The 16,830-nt window shown below is 70.8% G+C and carries 15 protein-coding genes and 1 pseudogene; 12 read left to right on the top strand and 4 right to left on the bottom strand.

Features of this window, described 5'->3' with window-relative positions; all coding sequences use genetic code 11:
* Positions 1–2 precede the first annotated feature (2 nt).
* The 7 genes from ACEZDE_RS12635 (at position 3) to ACEZDE_RS12605 (ending at position 8,441) form a co-directional block, all read left to right on the top strand.
* On the top strand, positions 3–1,316 hold the full coding sequence (locus ACEZDE_RS12635) for an AAA family ATPase (protein WP_380535637.1): 1,314 nt from the start codon (positions 3–5) through the stop codon (positions 1,314–1,316).
* Positions 1,313–2,092 carry a hypothetical protein gene (locus tag ACEZDE_RS12630; RefSeq protein WP_380535635.1) on the top strand — a complete coding sequence of 260 codons (780 nt, stop codon included), beginning with the start codon at positions 1,313–1,315 and terminating at the stop codon, positions 2,090–2,092. Before ACEZDE_RS12635 ends, ACEZDE_RS12630 begins: the two co-directional genes overlap by 4 nt.
* Before the next feature lie 10 nt (positions 2,093–2,102).
* A complete protein-coding gene (locus ACEZDE_RS12625) occupies positions 2,103–3,068 on the top strand; it encodes a pirin family protein (RefSeq protein WP_380535633.1) in 966 nt (321 codons plus the stop codon).
* A gap of 55 nt (positions 3,069–3,123) precedes the next feature.
* The gene (locus ACEZDE_RS12620) at positions 3,124–3,348 is read left to right on the top strand and encodes a transposase family protein (protein ID WP_380535704.1); all 225 of its coding nucleotides are present in this window, start codon (positions 3,124–3,126) and stop codon (positions 3,346–3,348) included.
* Between the two features lie 493 nt (positions 3,349–3,841).
* Positions 3,842–5,503 (top strand): esterase-like activity of phytase family protein, encoded by a 1,662-nt coding sequence (locus ACEZDE_RS12615; RefSeq protein ID WP_380535631.1) that lies wholly within the window; start codon positions 3,842–3,844, stop codon positions 5,501–5,503.
* 168 nt (positions 5,504–5,671) lie between these two features.
* Entirely contained in the window at positions 5,672–7,702 is a 2,031-nt protein-coding gene (locus tag ACEZDE_RS12610) for a glycosyl hydrolase family 18 protein (RefSeq protein ID WP_380535629.1), read from the top strand.
* A gap of 100 nt (positions 7,703–7,802) precedes the next feature.
* A complete protein-coding gene (locus ACEZDE_RS12605; RefSeq protein WP_380535627.1) occupies positions 7,803–8,441 on the top strand; it encodes a hypothetical protein in 639 nt (212 codons plus the stop codon).
* A 56-nt stretch (positions 8,442–8,497) separates the two neighbouring features.
* On the opposite strand, the gene ACEZDE_RS12600 is transcribed toward ACEZDE_RS12605, so the two are convergent.
* Positions 8,498–9,904: a class II fumarate hydratase gene (locus ACEZDE_RS12600; RefSeq protein ID WP_380535626.1), complete on the bottom strand. Its 1,407-nt coding sequence runs from the start codon at positions 9,902–9,904 to the stop codon at positions 8,498–8,500.
* A 227-nt stretch (positions 9,905–10,131) separates the two neighbouring features.
* Between ACEZDE_RS12600 and ACEZDE_RS12595 the strand changes: the two genes are divergently transcribed.
* Positions 10,132–10,575 (top strand): hypothetical protein, encoded by a 444-nt coding sequence (locus ACEZDE_RS12595; protein ID WP_380535624.1) that lies wholly within the window; start codon positions 10,132–10,134, stop codon positions 10,573–10,575.
* 71 nt (positions 10,576–10,646) lie between these two features.
* Here ACEZDE_RS12595 and ACEZDE_RS12590 read toward each other — a convergent pair whose 3' ends face one another.
* Entirely contained in the window at positions 10,647–11,195 is a 549-nt protein-coding gene (locus ACEZDE_RS12590; protein WP_380535622.1) for a putative immunity protein, read from the bottom strand.
* A 455-nt stretch (positions 11,196–11,650) separates the two neighbouring features.
* On the opposite strand from ACEZDE_RS12590, the pseudogene ACEZDE_RS12585 reads away from it, so the two are divergent.
* Both ACEZDE_RS12585 and ACEZDE_RS12580 read left to right on the top strand, forming a co-directional pair.
* Positions 11,651–12,192: pseudogene (locus tag ACEZDE_RS12585) on the top strand (helix-turn-helix domain-containing protein).
* A 4-nt stretch (positions 12,193–12,196) separates the two neighbouring features.
* Complete coding sequence (locus tag ACEZDE_RS12580; protein ID WP_380535620.1) at positions 12,197–12,667, top strand: NUDIX domain-containing protein; 471 nt, start codon at positions 12,197–12,199, stop codon at positions 12,665–12,667.
* A gap of 17 nt (positions 12,668–12,684) precedes the next feature.
* On the opposite strand, the gene ACEZDE_RS12575 is transcribed toward ACEZDE_RS12580, so the two are convergent.
* Positions 12,685–14,346, bottom strand: a complete 1,662-nt coding sequence (locus tag ACEZDE_RS12575; RefSeq protein ID WP_380535618.1) for a fumarate hydratase — start codon at positions 14,344–14,346, stop codon at positions 12,685–12,687.
* A gap of 93 nt (positions 14,347–14,439) precedes the next feature.
* On the opposite strand from ACEZDE_RS12575, the gene ACEZDE_RS12570 reads away from it, so the two are divergent.
* Positions 14,440–15,150, top strand: coding sequence for a DUF1707 SHOCT-like domain-containing protein (locus tag ACEZDE_RS12570; RefSeq protein ID WP_380535615.1), 711 nt, complete (start codon positions 14,440–14,442; stop codon positions 15,148–15,150).
* A 168-nt stretch (positions 15,151–15,318) separates the two neighbouring features.
* Positions 15,319–15,690, top strand: coding sequence for a WhiB family transcriptional regulator (locus ACEZDE_RS12565; protein WP_380535613.1), 372 nt, complete (start codon positions 15,319–15,321; stop codon positions 15,688–15,690).
* Positions 15,691–15,775: 85 nt separating this feature from the next.
* On the opposite strand, the gene glpX is transcribed toward ACEZDE_RS12565, so the two are convergent.
* On the bottom strand, positions 15,776–16,816 hold the full coding sequence (glpX, locus tag ACEZDE_RS12560; protein ID WP_380535611.1) for a class II fructose-bisphosphatase: 1,041 nt from the start codon (positions 16,814–16,816) through the stop codon (positions 15,776–15,778).
* Positions 16,817–16,830 lie beyond the last annotated feature (14 nt).

Below are 16,830 nucleotides of genomic sequence, written 5' to 3'. Positions count from 1 at the left end.
CGGTGTACGTCTCACGTGTGCGCATCGACGGGGTCCTGGGATTCCACGGAGACCGCGCCGTCGACCTGACGCTGACCCGCCCGGACGGCAGCCACGCCGGCTGGACCGTGATCGCCGGCCGCAACGGCTCCGGCAAGACCACGCTGCTGCGCGCCGTCGCCATCGCCCTGTGCACCCCGGCCCAGGCCTACCCGCTCGCCCCCGACCTGCAGAGCTGGCGCTCGGCGGAGCCGGGCCGGATCGAGCTGACGGTGGGTCTGGACGACGAGGACGACCGCCTGCTCGGCTACCTCGACCCGGACGGTCGGGTCGACGCGGTGGAGACCGTGTGCACGTGGTCCGCTCCGGACGGACGGCCGCGTTCACGTTCTCAGGTGGTCTGGTCACGTCGGACGGTGGGCTCGCTCAAGCCTGTTCCCGACGGCGACTGGGAGGTGTTCTCCGAGGACCAGTTCGCTGGCTACGGGCCTTTTCGTCGTCTGGCGCGCGAAGCGCCCGCAGAGACTTCAGATCTGGCCACCCTGTTCGATGACGAGGCCCCGCTCTCGGAGGGCATCGCCTGGCTGGTCGCCGAGCACCACCGCAGCCTGGAGGGGAGGGACGGCGCCTCCGCGGCCGTCTCCGACGTCCTCGCCTTCCTCGGGGACGGGCTCCTCCCTGACGGCTTCCGGGTGTCCCGAGTCGACTCGGACGGGCTCTGGGTGGAACAGGGCGGCCAGGAGTTCCCGCTGCGGGAACTGAGTGGCGGCCACCGCACGGCGGTCGCGCTGGTGCTGAACCTGCTCTGGGCGCTCGCCGTCCCCTTTGCCAACGCCGATCTCCCGCTCCTCGGAGCCAGCGGCACGGTGATGCCCTACCCCGCGGTGGTCCTGATCGACGAGATCGACGCCCATCTGCACGTCACCTGGCAGCAGCGGATCGGCGGGTGGCTGAAGACCCACTTCCCCGCGGTCCAGTTCGTGGTCACCACGCACAGCCCGTACATCTGCCAGAGCGCCGACCCGGGCGGCCTGATCCGGCTCGGCTCGGCCGGTGACCGGACCGCCCCCGAGGTCGTCTCGGTGGACCTCTACCAGCGGGTCGTCTACGGCACCGGCGACGACGCGATCATGTCCGAGCTGTTCGGCCTGGACACCCCGTTCTCGCCGGAGGCCGAGCGGCTCCGGCTCCGGGCGGGCGACCTGGAGGGCGCGATGATGGACGGCGTCGCCACCGACGCCGAACGCGCCGAGTACGAGGAGCTGTCGGCCAAGCTGACCAGCTCACTGAGCACCAGGGCGGCCGAGGTGGCCGCCCTGCTCGGGCGCCGCGAGTGATCCCGCTTCAGCGGCAGCCGCTCCCGCCCGACCTGGCGCACCGGCTGCGGCTTCGCGGCGAGCGACTGCACCGCACCGACCTCAGCACCGCCGCGGTCCGCCGCGAGTGGAGCGGTGCCCGCACGGTCCGGCAGGGCCTGCGCCGGTCGCTGCTGCGGATGACCGGCGAGAGCGCGCGCTGCATGTACTGCTGCGACAGCATGGGCACCGACATCGACCACTTCCAGCCGATCGCACTGGCCCCGCTGCGGGCGTTCGACTGGCTGAACCACTTCCTCGCCTGCTCGTACTGCAACAGCAACCAGAAGCGGGAGCTGTACCCCTGCGACGAGGTCAGCGGGGAGTGCCTGCTGATCGACCCGAGCCGGGACGACCCGGCGGACCACCTGCGGCTGCTGTTCAGCAGCGGGCTCTACCGGGGGCGGACCCCGAAGGGGCGTCAGACCATCGCCGTCTTCGGCCTGAACGACCGGCCCGAGCTGGTCCGCGGACGCGGCGACGCGTACCTGCTGTGCCGGGACACCCTGGCCGGCGCGGGGCGCCGGACGGCGCGCGGGGGCGGGGTCGGCGGGGCGGACAGCGCTGCCAGGGCGGGCCGCGGGGACGGCCCGGACCAGGTGGAGTTACTGCTGCGGGCGCTGAGCCGCCGCCCCAACGGGGACGTCCTGCACGCGATGCTGGCGGTCCGCCACCTCCCGGATGCACCGCGGATGTTCGGCGCCGACGCGGTGCTCGGCCTGCACCGCCTGGCCGCCGTTCTGGCCGCGCCGTCCTAGGCTTGCGGTCATGAGCAACCTGGAGACGGAGCCGCAGGCGCGGGTGTGCGGTGGCCGGGAGGACGTGTCGGGTCGGCCGGTGCGGGAGCTGCTGGCGCCGAAGCTGGTGCCGCTCGGCGAGAGCACCGTGGTGCGGCGGCTGCTGCCGAACCTGGGCCGGCGGATGGTCGGCGCCTGGTGCTTCGTGGACCACTACGGCCCGGACGACATCGAGAGCGCCCCGGGGATGCAGGTCGCCCCGCATCCGCACACCGGCCTGCAGACCGTCAGCTGGCTGCACGACGGCGAGGTGCTGCACCGGGACAGCCTCGGCAGCGTGGCCACGGTACGGCCGCGCGAGCTGGGGCTGATGACGGCGGGTCGGGCCATCTCGCACGCCGAGCAGTCCCCGCGGGAGCACGGCCCGCGGCTGCACGGCGCGCAGCTCTGGGTCGCGCTGCCGGACCGGCACCGGGGCACGGACCCGCACTTCGAGCACCATCCGCTGCTGCCCGAGGTCTCCGCCCCCGGCCTGCGGGCCACCGTGATCATGGGCGAGCTGGACACCTCCCGCTCACCCGGCCGCACCTTCTCCCCGCTGGTCGGCGCGGACCTGGCGCTCACCGCGGGCGCCTCGGCGCGGCTCCCGGTCGAACCCGACTTCGAGTACGCGGTGCTGTCCATGTCCGGCCGGGCCGAGGTGGACGGCGTCCCGGTCGAGCCCGGCTCGATGCTCTACCTCGGCTGCAGCCGAAGGGAGTTGCCGCTGCGCGCGGACTCCGACAGCGCGCTGCTGCTGCTCGGCGGCGAGCCGTTCGAGGAGAAGCTGGTGATGTGGTGGAACTTCGTGGCCAGGACCCACGACGAGATCACCCAGGCCCGCGAGGACTGGATGAACGGCGACCGGTTCGGCACGGTGCAGGGCTACGACGGGCCTTCGATCCCTGCGCCGGAGCTGCCCGGAATCCGCCTAAAACCTAGGGGACGCACGCGCTGAGCTGGGATGTTGACATCGCCTTGGAGCGTCGGCGTCTGCACTCCCGAGCCTTCCGATCCCGTCAGGGACGGAAGCCCGCGCCCGCAGGCTCACCCCGGGCCAGAAGCAGGCCACCCGGATCCTGGCCGCCGGACGCGCCCCGGTCGAACACGGCTTCGCCCACCTGAAGAACTGGCGGATCCTCACCAAGCTCCGCACCGCCCCCGCCCCCGCCCCCGCCCGCGCCACCGCCCTCCTGCGCGCCCTGCTCGTGCTCATGAACCTCGAAGCCAGGCACTGACGGACGATCAAGGCCGCAGACTCCCGCGCTCAACCGGCACGAGTACCCCGGACAGCCCGCACACCAGCCCCGCTGACCAGCACGTTCGAAGATGACGAAGCTCCAGTGTCTCCGAACCGCTGCTGCCGACAGCCGGTGGCATGCTGCTCCGGGGCACCACCGTCGAGGCGGACTTGCTGTCCCGGGCCGGGCCAGGTCAGCCACGCGGATCCCGTCTGTTCGCAGGCCTGGCTGATGCCGAATCGCTGACCAGGGTTTTGAGGGGCATGGCTGACTGCGGCCCAGTGCGGCCGGGCTCGATCCCCTGTGCAGGGACCCCTGGTCCCCTTGAAGCCCGGGGACGCACCCGCTGACCGCGACGCCAGTGTTCGTGTTGCGAATGTCGGGTGTTCACCGGACACCGCCCCGGGGTTCACCGTCGGGCTTCACGTTCATTGACGTGACCTCAGGAATCCTTTCTCATAAGCGTACCCGCGCTGTTCTCGCGATCGCCGTGGCCGTCGCCCTGGCCGGTACCGGCACCGCCGTGGCCCAGGGTGTCGGCTGGCTGTCCGCGCCGACGCACGACTTCGGCGTGGTCGCCGACTCCTACACCGGGCACGGCACGGTGACCGGCAACGTCCTGCGCAACGACTACCGGGCGACCGCCGTCGTCCGGAACACCGAGCCGTCCGACGGCACGGTGAAGGTCAACGCCGACGGCAGCTTCAGCTACACGCCGAAGCCGGGCTTCACCGGCACCGACAGTTTCAGCTACACCGCGACCGACGCCGTCCAGCTGTTCAAGGACGCCTCGGCGAAGGGCTCCCCGTTGCCGCCGCTGGGCACCGTCCCCGGCCCGAACGGCAGCACCACCTCGATCTCCGGCGAGGGCTACGGCTCCTCGCTGGCGCCGGTGCCGGGCCGGGCGGGCTGGTTCTACGGGCTGACCGACCGCGGCCCGAACGCCGACGACCCGGTCGGCAACAAGTCCGAGCCGCTGCCCGGCTTCACGCCGCAGATCGGTGAGTTCAAGCTGGTCGACGGCAAGGCCGAGCTGCAGAGGACGGTCACCCTGAAGGGCCCGAAGAAGGTCAAGGGCCCCGCCGGGGTCTACGGCCAGCCCTACAGCGGACGCCCCCCGCTGGCCCCCGACACCAACGAGAAGATCGACAGCGTCGCCGACAGCCACGGCACGACCGGCGTGCCGATCCCCAACGACCCGGACGGGTACGACTCCGAGGGCCTGGTGGCGCTCCCGGACGGGACGTTCTGGGTGTCGGACGAGTACGGCCCCTACGTCACGCACTTCGACGCCAACGGCTACGAGCTGGGCCGGCTGACCCCCGACCAGGACAGCCCGAACAACGCGTTCCACACCATCGTCGGCCATCTCCCGGCCGAGCTGGCCCACCGCGCCAACAACAAGGGCATGGAGGGCCTGACCGTCACCCCGGACGGCTCGACCCTGGTCGGTGCGATGCAGGCGGCGCTCCAGCTGCCGGACCTCGGCAGCACCAAGTACTCCAAGGTCGCCGCCACCCGCATCGTCACCATCAACCTGCGCACGTTCCAGACCAAGCAGTACCTCTACCTGCTGGACAACCCGGCCGGCACCGGGGACGCCACCAGCGAGATCACCGCGCTGTCGAACACGAAGTTCCTGGTCGACGAGCGGGACGGCAACTTCGAGCCGTTCGCGAACAAGACCCTCTACGAGATCGACACCAACGGCGCCACCGACGTCAGCGGCCTGACCATCGGTGGCAAGTCGCCGGAGGCCTTCGTCGGGGCGGACGACACCGACACCGCGCTGGCGGCGCTGACCGCGGCGGGCGTCCAGGTGGCACAGAAGCAGCCGTACCTCCAGGTCGGCACGCTGCTGAGCCAACTCGACCCGACCGGAAAGCTGTTCGGCCACGACAAGGTCGAGGGGGTCGCCACCACGGACGCGGGCCGGACGCTGTACCTGTCCAACGACGACGACTTCGGCATCGACTACATCGGCGACAACGGTGACAGCAGCCCCACCGCGGACCCCGACGGGGTCTGGGGCGTTCACCAGAAGACGCTGCCGGCCACCGGCACCGAGGACAGCGGCGAGATCCTGAAGGTCGACACCAGCAAGCTTCCAGCGGTCCTCAAGACCGTCACGGTAACCGTCCACGTGCGCTGACAGGCCCGAAAGGCCCTTGGCCACAAAGGAACTGATCACCCGTCATTCCATATTGGTCCAGACCCTTGACGGGTTCATTGGTCTGTACCACAGTCAATGGCAGGTACCTGCTCACACTCTGCGCATGCGCTTCCGTCCCCCTCAACCCCCACACCGGGAGGACGCTCCATGCACCGTTCCCGACGTTTCGGCTTGGCGGCCGTGTCCTGCGCGGCCGCCCTGCTGGGCCTGTCCGCATCCCTGCTCGGCACCTCGGCAGGTGCGGCCACGCCCGCGGGCAACACCACCGGGGCCGCCGCCACCAGCGGCGGCCTCAAGGTCGGCTACTTCGACCAGTGGTCGATCTACGCCAACGCCTTCTACCCCAAGAACCTGCAGACCGAGGGCATCGCCGGCAAGCTCGACTACCTGATCTACGACTTCGAGAACATCGACCCGAACACGCACCAGTGCTTCGAGGCCAACTCCGCCGCGTCCCAGGACGAGAACAACCCCAACGCCGGTGACGGCGCGGGCGACTCGTTCGCGGACTACGGCAAGTCGTACGACTCCAGCATCAGCGTCGACGGCACCTCCGACGCCTACAACATGCCGATCGTCGGCAACTTCCACCAGTTGCAGGAACTCAAGGCGAAGAACCCCAACCTGAAGATCCTGCTCTCGATCGGCGGCTGGACCTACTCCAAGTACTTCTCGGACGCGGCCGCCACCGACGCTTCGCGCAAGGCCCTGGTCTCTTCCTGCATCGACATGTTCATCAAGGGCAACCTGCCCTCGCAGAACGGCTACGGCGGCGCGGGCACCGGCAAGGGCATCTTCGACGGCTTCGACATCGACTGGGAGTACCCGGGCGGCGGCGGCCACACCGGCAACCACTCCAGCACCGCGGACAAGGCGAACTTCACCGCGCTGCTGGCCGAGTTCCGCAGCGAGCTGAACACCCAGGGCGCGGCGGACGGCAAGACCTACGCGCTCAGCGCCGCGCTCCCGTCCGGTCAGGACAAGATCCAGAACATCCAGACCAACCAGATCGCCCAGTACCTGACCTTCGGCGACGCCATGACGTACGACATGCACGGCGGTTTCGAGCCCACCGGGCCGACCAACCACCAGGCGCCGATCTACAACGATCCCAATGACCCGATGACCCCGATCGCGCCAGGGACCGGCAAGTACTCGATCGACTCGGCGGTACGGGCGTACACCGTCGGCGACTCCCAGTACGGCATCCCCGGCGGCTTCCCAGCGGGCAAGCTGACGCTGGGCATCCCGTTCTACTACCGCGGCTGGACCGGCGTCGCGGCCGGGGCCAACCACGGCCTGTTCCAGCCCGCGAGCGCACCCGCGCCAGGCGCGGCCGACTCCGGCAACGTGGCCGGCGTGCGCATGTACAAGGAGCTGACCGGCGTCGTCGACAACGCCGCCGACACCTTCTGGGATCCCACGGCCCAGGCGGCGTACTTCTACGACGGGACCAACTTCTGGAGCGGTGAGGACGCCCGTTCGATCCAGGCCACGACCGACTACATGCACTGCAACGGTCTGGGCGGAACGATGATGTTCTCGATGTACGACCTGGACCCGGCGGCCACCCTGTTCAACGACACGGTGACCGACACCAACGGCTCCGCGGCCGGCTGTGCCGCCCCGCCGACCAGCGCCCCGCCCACCACGACGCCGCCCACCACGACGCCGCCGACCACGACGCCGCCGACGACCACTCCGCCCACCACGACGCCCCCGACCACCACCCCGCCCACCACCGCACCGCCCACCACCGCACCGCCCACCACGACGCCGCCCGGCAGCGGCGCGGTCGTCAACGGCGGCTTCGAGACCGGCTCGCTCGCCCCCTGGACCTGCTCCGCCGCGGCCACCGCGGTGGTCCAGAGCAGTCCGGTGCACTCCGGCAGCCATGCGCTGACGGCGACGCCGACGTCCAGTGACACCGCCCAGTGCCAGCAGACGCTGACCCTGAAGGCGAACACCGCCTACACCCTCACCGGGTGGATCCAGGGCAGCTACGTCTACCTCGGCGTCAGCGGCGGCGCCACCGCCAGCACCTGGGCCAGCCCCGGTGGCACCTGGCAGAAGCTCACGGTTCCGTTCACCACCGGCTCCTCCGGTGCCGTGACCCTCTACCTGCACGGCTGGTACGGCCAGAGCGCCTACTCGGCCGACGACATCGCCATCGCCTGAGGTCACAGCCTGGCAGCCCTTGTGAACAACCGACGGGTGTCGGCTGGAGGACGCACTATCCTTCAGCTGACACCCGTCGGCCCGATTAAGGACTCAGCCCGTGACCACGCCTCCTCCCTGGAACGGGCAGAACCCGCCGCAGCCGTCGGGCTGGGACAAGCCCACCCCGCCGCCGACGCCGCCGACCCCGCCGCAGCCCGGCTGGAACCCGCCGCCGACGCCGCCGCCGACCCCGCCGCCCGGCTGGAACCCGCCCACGCCGCCGCCGATGCCCCCGCAGCAGCAGTACCTGCCGCCGCAGCCCCCGCCCGGTATGTACGGGACGCCGGGCATGCCGGGGATGTCCGGGATGCAGCCGATGCTCCAGCTGCCGGCCGACACCCTGGTCACCATCGGCGACATCGTCTGCACCCAGCACGAGGTGATCACCCCCAGCGGCAGCCGCCCGATCGGCCAGGTGACCTGGTCCTTCACCGACCTGTCCCGCAGCAACCGGGTGATCCCCACCTGGGCGATCGTCTGCACCATCGTCTTCACCCTGCTGCTCTGCGGCCTCGGCCTGCTGTTCCTGCTGGCCAAGGAGGAGCGCACCGAGGGCAGCGTGCAGATCGTGGTGCAGGGCCCGGGGATGCTGCACCAGCTGCAGCTCCCGGTGTACTCGGTGATGCAGGTCCAGGACTTCAACGCCCGCGTCGGCTACGCCCGTTCACTGACCGCGGCGGCTGCTGCGGCGATGTGAGCGGGGCGGACGCGGGGGCGGCCGGTCCGTGGGCGGCCGGTCAGGGCAGTCGTTGCTCAGGGCCGGGTCATCCGCAGCACGTCGAGGGCCTGGTCCAGCTGCTCCTCGGTCAGCTTCCCCTGCGTCACATACCCGCGCTCCAGCACCACCTGACGGATCGTCTTCCGCTCCGCCAGCGCCTGCTTGGCGACCTTCGCCGCCTCCTCGTAGCCGAGGTAGCGGTTCAGCGGGGTCACCACCGAGGGTGAGGACTCGGCGTACTCGCGCAGCCGCTCGACATTGGCGGTGATCCCGTCCACGGTCCGGTCGGCCAGCAGCCGGGCGACGTTGGCCAGCAGCCGGACCGACTCCAGCAGATTGCGGGCGATCACCGGCAGCATCACATTGAGCTCGAAGCTGCCGGCCGCGCCCGCGACGGCCACGGTGGCGTCGTTCCCGGCGACCTGGGCCGCGACCATCACCACGGCCTCCGGGATCACCGGGTTGACCTTGCCCGGCATGATCGAGGAGCCCGGCTGCAGGTCCGGCAGGTTGATCTCGGCCAGCCCGGTCCGCGGCCCCGAGCCCATCCAGCGGAGATCGTTGGCGATCTTGGTGAAGCCGACCCCGATCGTCCGCAGCTGCCCGCTCAGCTCGACCAGGCCGTCCCGGGCGCCCTGCGCCTCGAAGTGGTTCCTGGCCTCGGTCAGCGGCAGCCCGGTGGCCCGCGCCACTTCGGCGATCACCGCGGCGGAGAAGCCGGCCGGGGTGTTGATCCCGGTCCCGACCGCCGTTCCGCCCAACGGCAGCTCGGCGACCCGGGGCAGCGTCGCCCGCAGCCGCTCCACCCCGTACCTGACCTGGGCCGCGTAGCCGCCGAACTCCTGGCCCAGGGTGACCGGGGTGGCGTCCATCAGATGCGTCCGCCCGGACTTCACCACCCCGGCGAACTCCTCGGCCTTCCGCTCCAGTGCCGCCGCGAGGTGCTCCAGCGCCGGGACCAGGTCCCGGGTGACCGCGGCCGTCGCCGCGACATGGATCGAGCTGGGGAAGACGTCGTTGGACGACTGGCTCGCGTTCACCTGGTCGTTCGGGTGCACCGGCGACCCGAGCCGCTCGCTCGCCAGGGCCGCGATCACCTCGTTGGCGTTCATGTTGGACGAGGTGCCGGAGCCGGTCTGGAACACGTCGATCGGGAACTCGGCGTCCCAGCGCCCCGCGGCCACCTCGTCCGCCGCCTCCACCACGGCCGCGGCGGTCGCCGGGTCCAGCACGCCGAGACCGGCGTTCACCCGCGCCGCCGCCGCCTTGATCCGCGCCAGCGCCTCGATGTGCGCCCGCTCCAGCCGCTGCCCGGAGATCGGGAAGTTCTCCACCGCCCGCTGCGTCTGCGCCCCCCACTTCGCCGCCGCGGGCACCCGCACCTCACCCATCGAGTCGTGCTCGACCCGGTACCCGCCGTCCTGCCCTGCCGCTGCGCCCATGTCCACAACCTCCTCCACCCAGCCACAGCGGCGATGACGCCGCGCATGTTCCCGTCGGCCGCCCGTCCCAGCCTAGGACGAACCAAGGACGACCGACGGACCCCGCTCCCTAGCGTCGTGTCACGGGTCGGCAGTGCCGTTCCTGCCACCTGGCGTCGACACCGCGACGCGTCCGAGACAGAGCAGCCGCCGCCACATCCGCGGAGGCTGACGGGGAAGGAATGCACGTGAAGAATGTGAAGCGTATGGCGACCACCGCCGCCGCCCTCGGACTGGCTGCGGCGAGCCTGGCGGGTTTCGGCGCCGGCGCGGCGCACGCCGACCCGGCCGGTGCCGTGCTCGCACCCGCCGCCGCCCACCCCCTCACCCTCGAACCCGGGGACTACCTCGGTGACGACATCCGCACGTCGCACGGCGTCGGCGTGTACTCCTCGCCCAACGCGTCCTCCTCGAAGTCCATCACCCTGTGGGCGCCCGACGTCGTCAACGTCGGCTGCTGGGTCTCCGGTGGCCAGGTCTACAACGACGGCGACGTCTGGTACAAGATCGACGCCTGGTCGACCCAGGACGAGCAGGGCTGGAACCCCATCAGCGGCTGGGTCTTCGCTCCCTACGTGGACGGTGCGGACTACTTCCACACCAACATGGTCGGGAACTGCAACGACTACTGACGGCAACGCTGACGGCAATTCCTGACGGCAACGCCTGACCCTGCCGGCCCACGACGGTGCCTGCTGGACGCTCAGCTGCGGAGGGCGGCGTCCAGCAGGCGGGTCAGTTCGCCGACGCGTCCGCCGCCGGCCGGTGCCGCCGGGTATCGCTTGAGCACGTCGACCAGGGCCGGGGTCGCGTGGCGCACCGCCTCGGCGACGCGTTCGTCGCCGACGGCCCGATCGGTCCCGGCGGCCCGATCGGCGTCGGCGGCGAGCTCGGCCGCCCTGGCCGCGTGCGCGGCGGACCCGAGGATGTGCTTGACCTGCGAGGCGTTCGGCAACGGATGCAGGTAGGCGGCGCCCGCCGCCGCCATCGCCGCGCGCGCCGCCTCCGCCGCGGCCGGCTGCGCCTCCTTCGCCGCCTTGAGCGCCGCCCAGGCCGCGTCGCGCAGCGCCTTACCGCGCTTGCCGCCCCCGGCGAACTCCCTTGCCGTGTCGATCGCGCGCCGAGGCCGCGAGTCCTCCGGCCGCTCGTCCTCGAAGATCCCCAGCACCTCCCGCGCACACACCTCGGCAAAGGCCGTGACCTCGCGCAGATCCCCCATGCTCAGAACGAACTCAGCCGCTTCGGATGCCATGCCCCCATTCTCGCCCGATCCTCAGCGAACTTCGGCGCTGTAGCGGGCTCCCCGCCTTCTTCTTCCTCGGCGTGGACTGCCGTGATGTGTCGATGCCATATCACACGAACATCCGTCCGCCGGGAGTAGTCGGCAGTCAACATCGCTGCCTGCTCCTGCTCGGCCAGCCTCAGGCACTCCGCGCAGTCGTCCTCCCTCGGGCTCACTACTGCGCCCCGCACTGGAAGCAGAGCTGCGTGCGCGCGACGAGGATGGCCAACCTGCCGCATCCGGTGCACGTTTCCTTCCTCGCTGTGTAGAGCCACCACATCAGCGGACCGCCTTCCATCGATTGCCTTCCACGATCTTCGAGGTGGCCCGTAGGACGGGGGAACCTCCCACGGATCCCACTTCCGGACGTCCTGCATGGGGTAGAACGTCCCTTGGAACGTCCGGAAGTTTGGGAGCGAGCGACCATGCAGAACGAACGGCTCCGCGCGACCATGGCGGCTGGCGGGTGGACTCAGGGCAGCCTCGCGGAGCGCGTCCAGGTGGACGCCAAATCGGTAGAGCGCTGGGTGAATCTCGGACGGACGCCCCGCCGGGCGACCGCCTTACGTGCTGCTGAAGCCCTCGGGGAGGATGTCCATGCGTTGTGGCCGGCTCTGCGTCAGGCACGCCCCGCCCGTGCGGTCGGCCCCGAACTGGTAGCGCTGTACGACCAGCGCGCTGACGTACCCGTGTCGGCCTACGTGCTGCCGTCTGGCGTTGCTGCACTACCGGTCGCTTCTCGGGGTGCCGGGGATCGAGATCCGCACGCACGGCACGACCCTCTACAAACAGCCTCTACCGGGCCGACGAAGAGATGCTGGTCAATGCCCACGTATGGGGCGTGAACGCCTATGCAGCGCCGCTGTGGCGCCTTCGCAAGGTCGGCGACGGCGGGATATTCGACACGTACGCTCAGAGCTTCGAAGCCGTCTGGGCAACAGCGGCGTCCGTCGAGCGGGAAGGCTGAGCCTATGGCGCGAACAGAGTTCTACGACGACCCGGATGCCCCGCAGCCGAACAGTCTTGTCGTGGCGGCCTCTGCCGTCGTCGCGGACGAGGACGGGCGCATCCTGCTCCAGCGCAGGACCGACAACGGCCTGTGGGCGCTGCCGGGCGGGGGTATGGAGATGGCCGACTCCCTGCCAGGCACTGCTGTCCGCGAGGTGAAGGAAGAGACCGGACTGGACGTCGAGATCACCGGCCTTGTCGGCACGTACACCGACCCGCGACACGTGATCGCCTACAGCGACGGAGAAGTGCGCCGACAGTTCAATGTCTGCTTCACAGCGCGCGTCGTCGGCGGACAACTGGCCATATCGGACGAGTCGACGGAACTGCGCTTCGTCGCACCGGAAGACGTGCCGACGCTGCCCATGCATCACACCCAACGGCTTCGCCTCGATCACTTCCTGGACCACCGGACGACGCCCTACCTCGGGTAGGCGGTGCCGCTCACGGCTTACTCCGCCGACCGTACCGGGATGCTGGTGATCAGTGGCTGGGTGTCGGCGCCCGGGTCGGTGAAGAAGTCGTTGCCCTTGTCGTCGACCACGACGAAGGCGGGGAAGTCCACCACCTCGATCCGCCAGACCGCCTCCATGCCCAGCTCGGCGTACTCCAGCACCTCGACCTTCTTGATGCAGTCCAGCGCCAGCCGGGCCGCCGGGCCGCCGATCGAGCCGAGGTAGAAGCCGCCGTGCTCGGCGCAGGCGTCGGTGACCTGCTGCGAGCGGTTGCCCTTGGCCAGCATCACCATCGAGCCGCCGGCCGCCTGGAACTGGTCCACGTAGGAGTCCATCCGCCCCGCCGTGGTCGGGCCGAAGGAGCCGGAGGCGTAGCCCTCGGGGGTCTTGGCCGGGCCCGCGTAGTAGACCGGGTGGTCCTTGAGGTACTGCGGCATGCCCTCGCCCGCGTCAAGGCGCTCCTTGATCTTGGCGTGGGCGATGTCGCGGGCGACCACCAGCGTGCCGGTGAGCGAGAGCCGGGTCTTCACCGGGTGCCTGCTCAGCTCGGCGCGGATGTCCGCCATCGGCTGGTCGAGGTCGATCCGGACCACAGCGTCGTCCAGGTGCTCGTCGGTGGTCTCCGGCAGGTACTTCGCCGGGTCGGTCTCCAGTTGCTCCAGGAAGACGCCCTCGGCGGTGATCTTGCCCAGCGCCTGCCGGTCGGCCGAGCAGGAGACGGCCATCGCCACCGGCAGCGACGCCCCGTGCCGCGGCAGCCGGATCACCCGGACATCGTGGCAGAAGTACTTGCCGCCGAACTGCGCCCCGATTCCGATCTTCTGGGTCAACTCCTGGACCTTCGCCTCCAGTTCGAGGTCGCGGAAGCCGTGCCCGGTGGCCGAGCCCTCGGTCGGCAGGGTGTCCAGGTAGTGCGCGGAGGCGTACTTCGCGGTCTTCAGTGCGAACTCCGCGCTGGTCCCGCCGACCACGATGGCCAGGTGGTACGGCGGGCAGGCGGCCGTCCCCAGCGAGCGGATCTTCGCCTCCAGGAAGGCCATCATCGACGCCTCGTTGAGGATCGCCTTGGTCTCCTGGTAGAGGTACGACTTGTTGGCGCTGCCGCCGCCCTTCGCCATGAACAGGAACTTGTACGCGCCGCCGTCGGTCGCGTACAGCTCGACCTGCGCGGGCAGGTTGCTGCCGGTGTTCTTCTCGTCCCACATGGTCAGCGGGGCCATCTGCGAGTAGCGCAGGTTGAGCTTGGTGTAGGCGTCGTAGATGCCCTGCGACAGCGCCGCCTCGTCCGTCCCCTCGGTCAGCACGTTCTGGCCGCGCTTGCCCATCACGATCGCGGTGCCGGTGTCCTGGCACATCGGCAGCACCCCGCCGGCCGCGATGTTGGCGTTCTTCAGCAGGTCCAGGGCCACGAAGCGGTCGTTCGGGCTGGCCTCCGGGTCGTCCAGGATCCGGCGCAGCTGGGCCAGGTGCGCCGGGCGCAGCAGGTGCGAGATGTCGTGCATCGCCTCGGCCGCGAGCAGTCGCAGCGCCTCGGGCTCCACCTGGAGGAAGGTCCGCCCGTTCGCCTCGAAGGTGCTGACGCCCTCGCTGGTGAGCAGCCGGTACGGGGTGGGGTCCGCGCCGAGCGGCAGCAGGTCGGTGTAGGCGAAGTCGGGCATGGCGGGGTCCTCAATCATCGGCGATCGGAGCTCGTCCACCAGGGTACTGATCGGGGCTGTCACGGACGGCGGGCGGGTGACTATCCTCACCCTGTGGACAACTCTTCCCTGCCGGACCCGTTGAAGAAGCCGAAGCCCTACGCCGATCCCGCGGAGGCGGACCTGCGTGCCTCGGACGCCGATCGCGAGCGGGTGGCCGAGGCTCTGCGCGAGGCGTACGCGGAGGGGCGGCTGACCGCCGAGGAGCACTCGGAGCGGGTGGACTCGGTCTACGCCGCGAAGACGCTCGGCGAGCTGGTCCCGCTGACCGTGGACCTCCCCTCGCACGCGGCCACCCACGCCGCCGCCGCCGGGACCGCCTCGGTGCCACGGCCCGCCGGGCAGCAGGACCGGTCCGCGCTGCCGTCCAGGACCGAGCCGGAGACCATGGTCGCGGTGTTCGGCGGGGCCCAGCGCAAGGGCCGGTTCCGGGCCGGACGGTCGCTGAAGGCGCTGGCGGTGTTCGGCGGGGTGGAGATCGACCTGACCGAAGCCGTGTTCGACGCTCCCGAGCTGGTGATCCACTGCACCGCGGTGTTCGGCGGGGTCGAGATCAGGGTCCCCGAACACGTCACCCTGCGCGGCGGCGGGGCCGGGATCTTCGGTGGCTTCGACGTGAAGCAGCAGGAGGGGACCGATCCGCACGGCCCGGTGGTGACCATCAAGGGCTCCGCGGTGTTCGGCGGAGTCGAGGCCAAACTGCGCAGGCCGAACAAGCTTGCGGCCAAGGCCCGGGAGGCCGCGCGCCGCTTCCTGGACGAGTGAGCCCGACGGCTCGGCGAGGTGCGGATCCGGTGCGGATCCGTTCGTCGGATTGTGTGCGCAGTGCATGAATCGGTGTCCCACGGGGTAGATCGGCCTCACATCGCTTGACCGTTCGGCGATGTGCGGTACCCCTCACCGTGCTCTCGCCACTGTCGTCAGGAGTGTGTCGTGCTTCATCCGATAGAAGCCCGTCTGGACGAGTCCGGTACACACGTCCCGGTTCAACGCGGGTCCACGGATGACACTCCCTGGCACACCAACGCGGCCTGCCGCCGGGACGAGGCGGGGCTGTTCTTCGCGCCGTCCAAGGAGCCCACGGCCGCCCGGCTGGCCCGCGAGGAGCAGGCCAAGCGGGTCTGCGCGCGCTGCCCGGTGCTGATGTCCTGCCGGGAGCACGCACTGCTGCAGCCGGAGCCGTACGGCGTCTGGGGCGGCCTGACCGCCGCCGAGCGCCGGGTGGTGCTGGCCCGGCGCCGCCGCCGGGAGCAGGAGCTCCGGGAGGCGGCGCGGGCCACACGGCAGATCGCCGCGGCGGGCTGACCCGTCCGGGCCTGCCGGGCGCCGACCGCGGCGGGGACGGACCCCCGCGGGACGCGCCGGGGGCCGACCCGCGGGCCGGGTACGGCTAGCGCGCCCGGTCGAAGTCGATCGCGCTGTAGGCCCGCAGCTTGGACAGCCGGTGGGTGCTCTCGATCCGGCGGATGGTGCCGCTCTTGGACCGCATCACCAGGGAGCTGGTGGTCGCGGTCTCCGGCCCGTAGTGCACCCCGCGCAGCAACTCGCCGTCGGTGATGCCGGTGGCGACGAAGAACACGTTGTCACCGCTGACCAGGTCGTCGGTGTGCAGGATCCGGTCCAGGTCGTGGCCCGCGTCCAGCGCCTTGCGCCGTTCGGCCTCGTCCTTGGGCCAGAGCCGGCCCTGGATCACTCCGCCGAGGCACTTGATCGCGCAGGCGGCGATGATCCCCTCGGGCGTCCCGCCGACGCCGAGCAGCAGGTCGACGCCGGTGCCCTCGCGGACGGCCATGACCGCGCCGGCCACGTCGCCGTCCGAGATGAACTTGATCCGCGCCCCGGTGGCCCGGATGTCCGCGGCCAGCGTGTCGTGCCGCGGCCGGTCCAGTACCACCACGGTGACGTCCTCGGGCGCGCAGCCCTTGGCCCGCGCGACCGCGCGGACGTTGTGCTCGACCGGCGCGCTGATGTCCACCGCACCGGCCGCCTCCGGGCCCGCGACCAGCTTGTCCATGTAGAAGACGGCGCTGGGGTCGAACATGGTGCCGCGGTCGGCGACGGCGAGCACCGCGACCGCGTTGGGCATGCCCTTGGCGGTGAGCGTGGTGCCGTCCACCGGGTCCACGGCGACGTCGCACTCGGGGCCGGTCCCGTCGCCGATCCGCTCGCCGTTGAAGAGCATCGGGGCGTCGTCCTTCTCGCCTTCGCCGATGACGACGATGCCGTTCATCGAGACGGTGTGGACGAGCGTGCGCATGGCGCGTACGGCGGCGCCGTCGGCCCCGTTCTTGTCGCCGCGGCCGACCCAGCGACCGGCCGCCATCGCGGCGGCCTCGGTGACGCGGACGAGCTCCAGGGCGAGGTTGCGGTCGGGTGCCTCCGGGGCTACTTCGAGCGAGGACGGAAGGTTGTGCGACTGTGGTTCGGTCATCGGTTGCGTACCTC

It is taken from the genome of Streptacidiphilus cavernicola, from assembly GCF_042510955.1.
Taxonomy (GTDB): domain Bacteria; phylum Actinomycetota; class Actinomycetes; order Streptomycetales; family Streptomycetaceae; genus Streptacidiphilus; species Streptacidiphilus cavernicola.
Note: the sequence above shows the minus strand (reverse complement) of the source record. Positions and strands in the feature narration are given on the sequence as shown.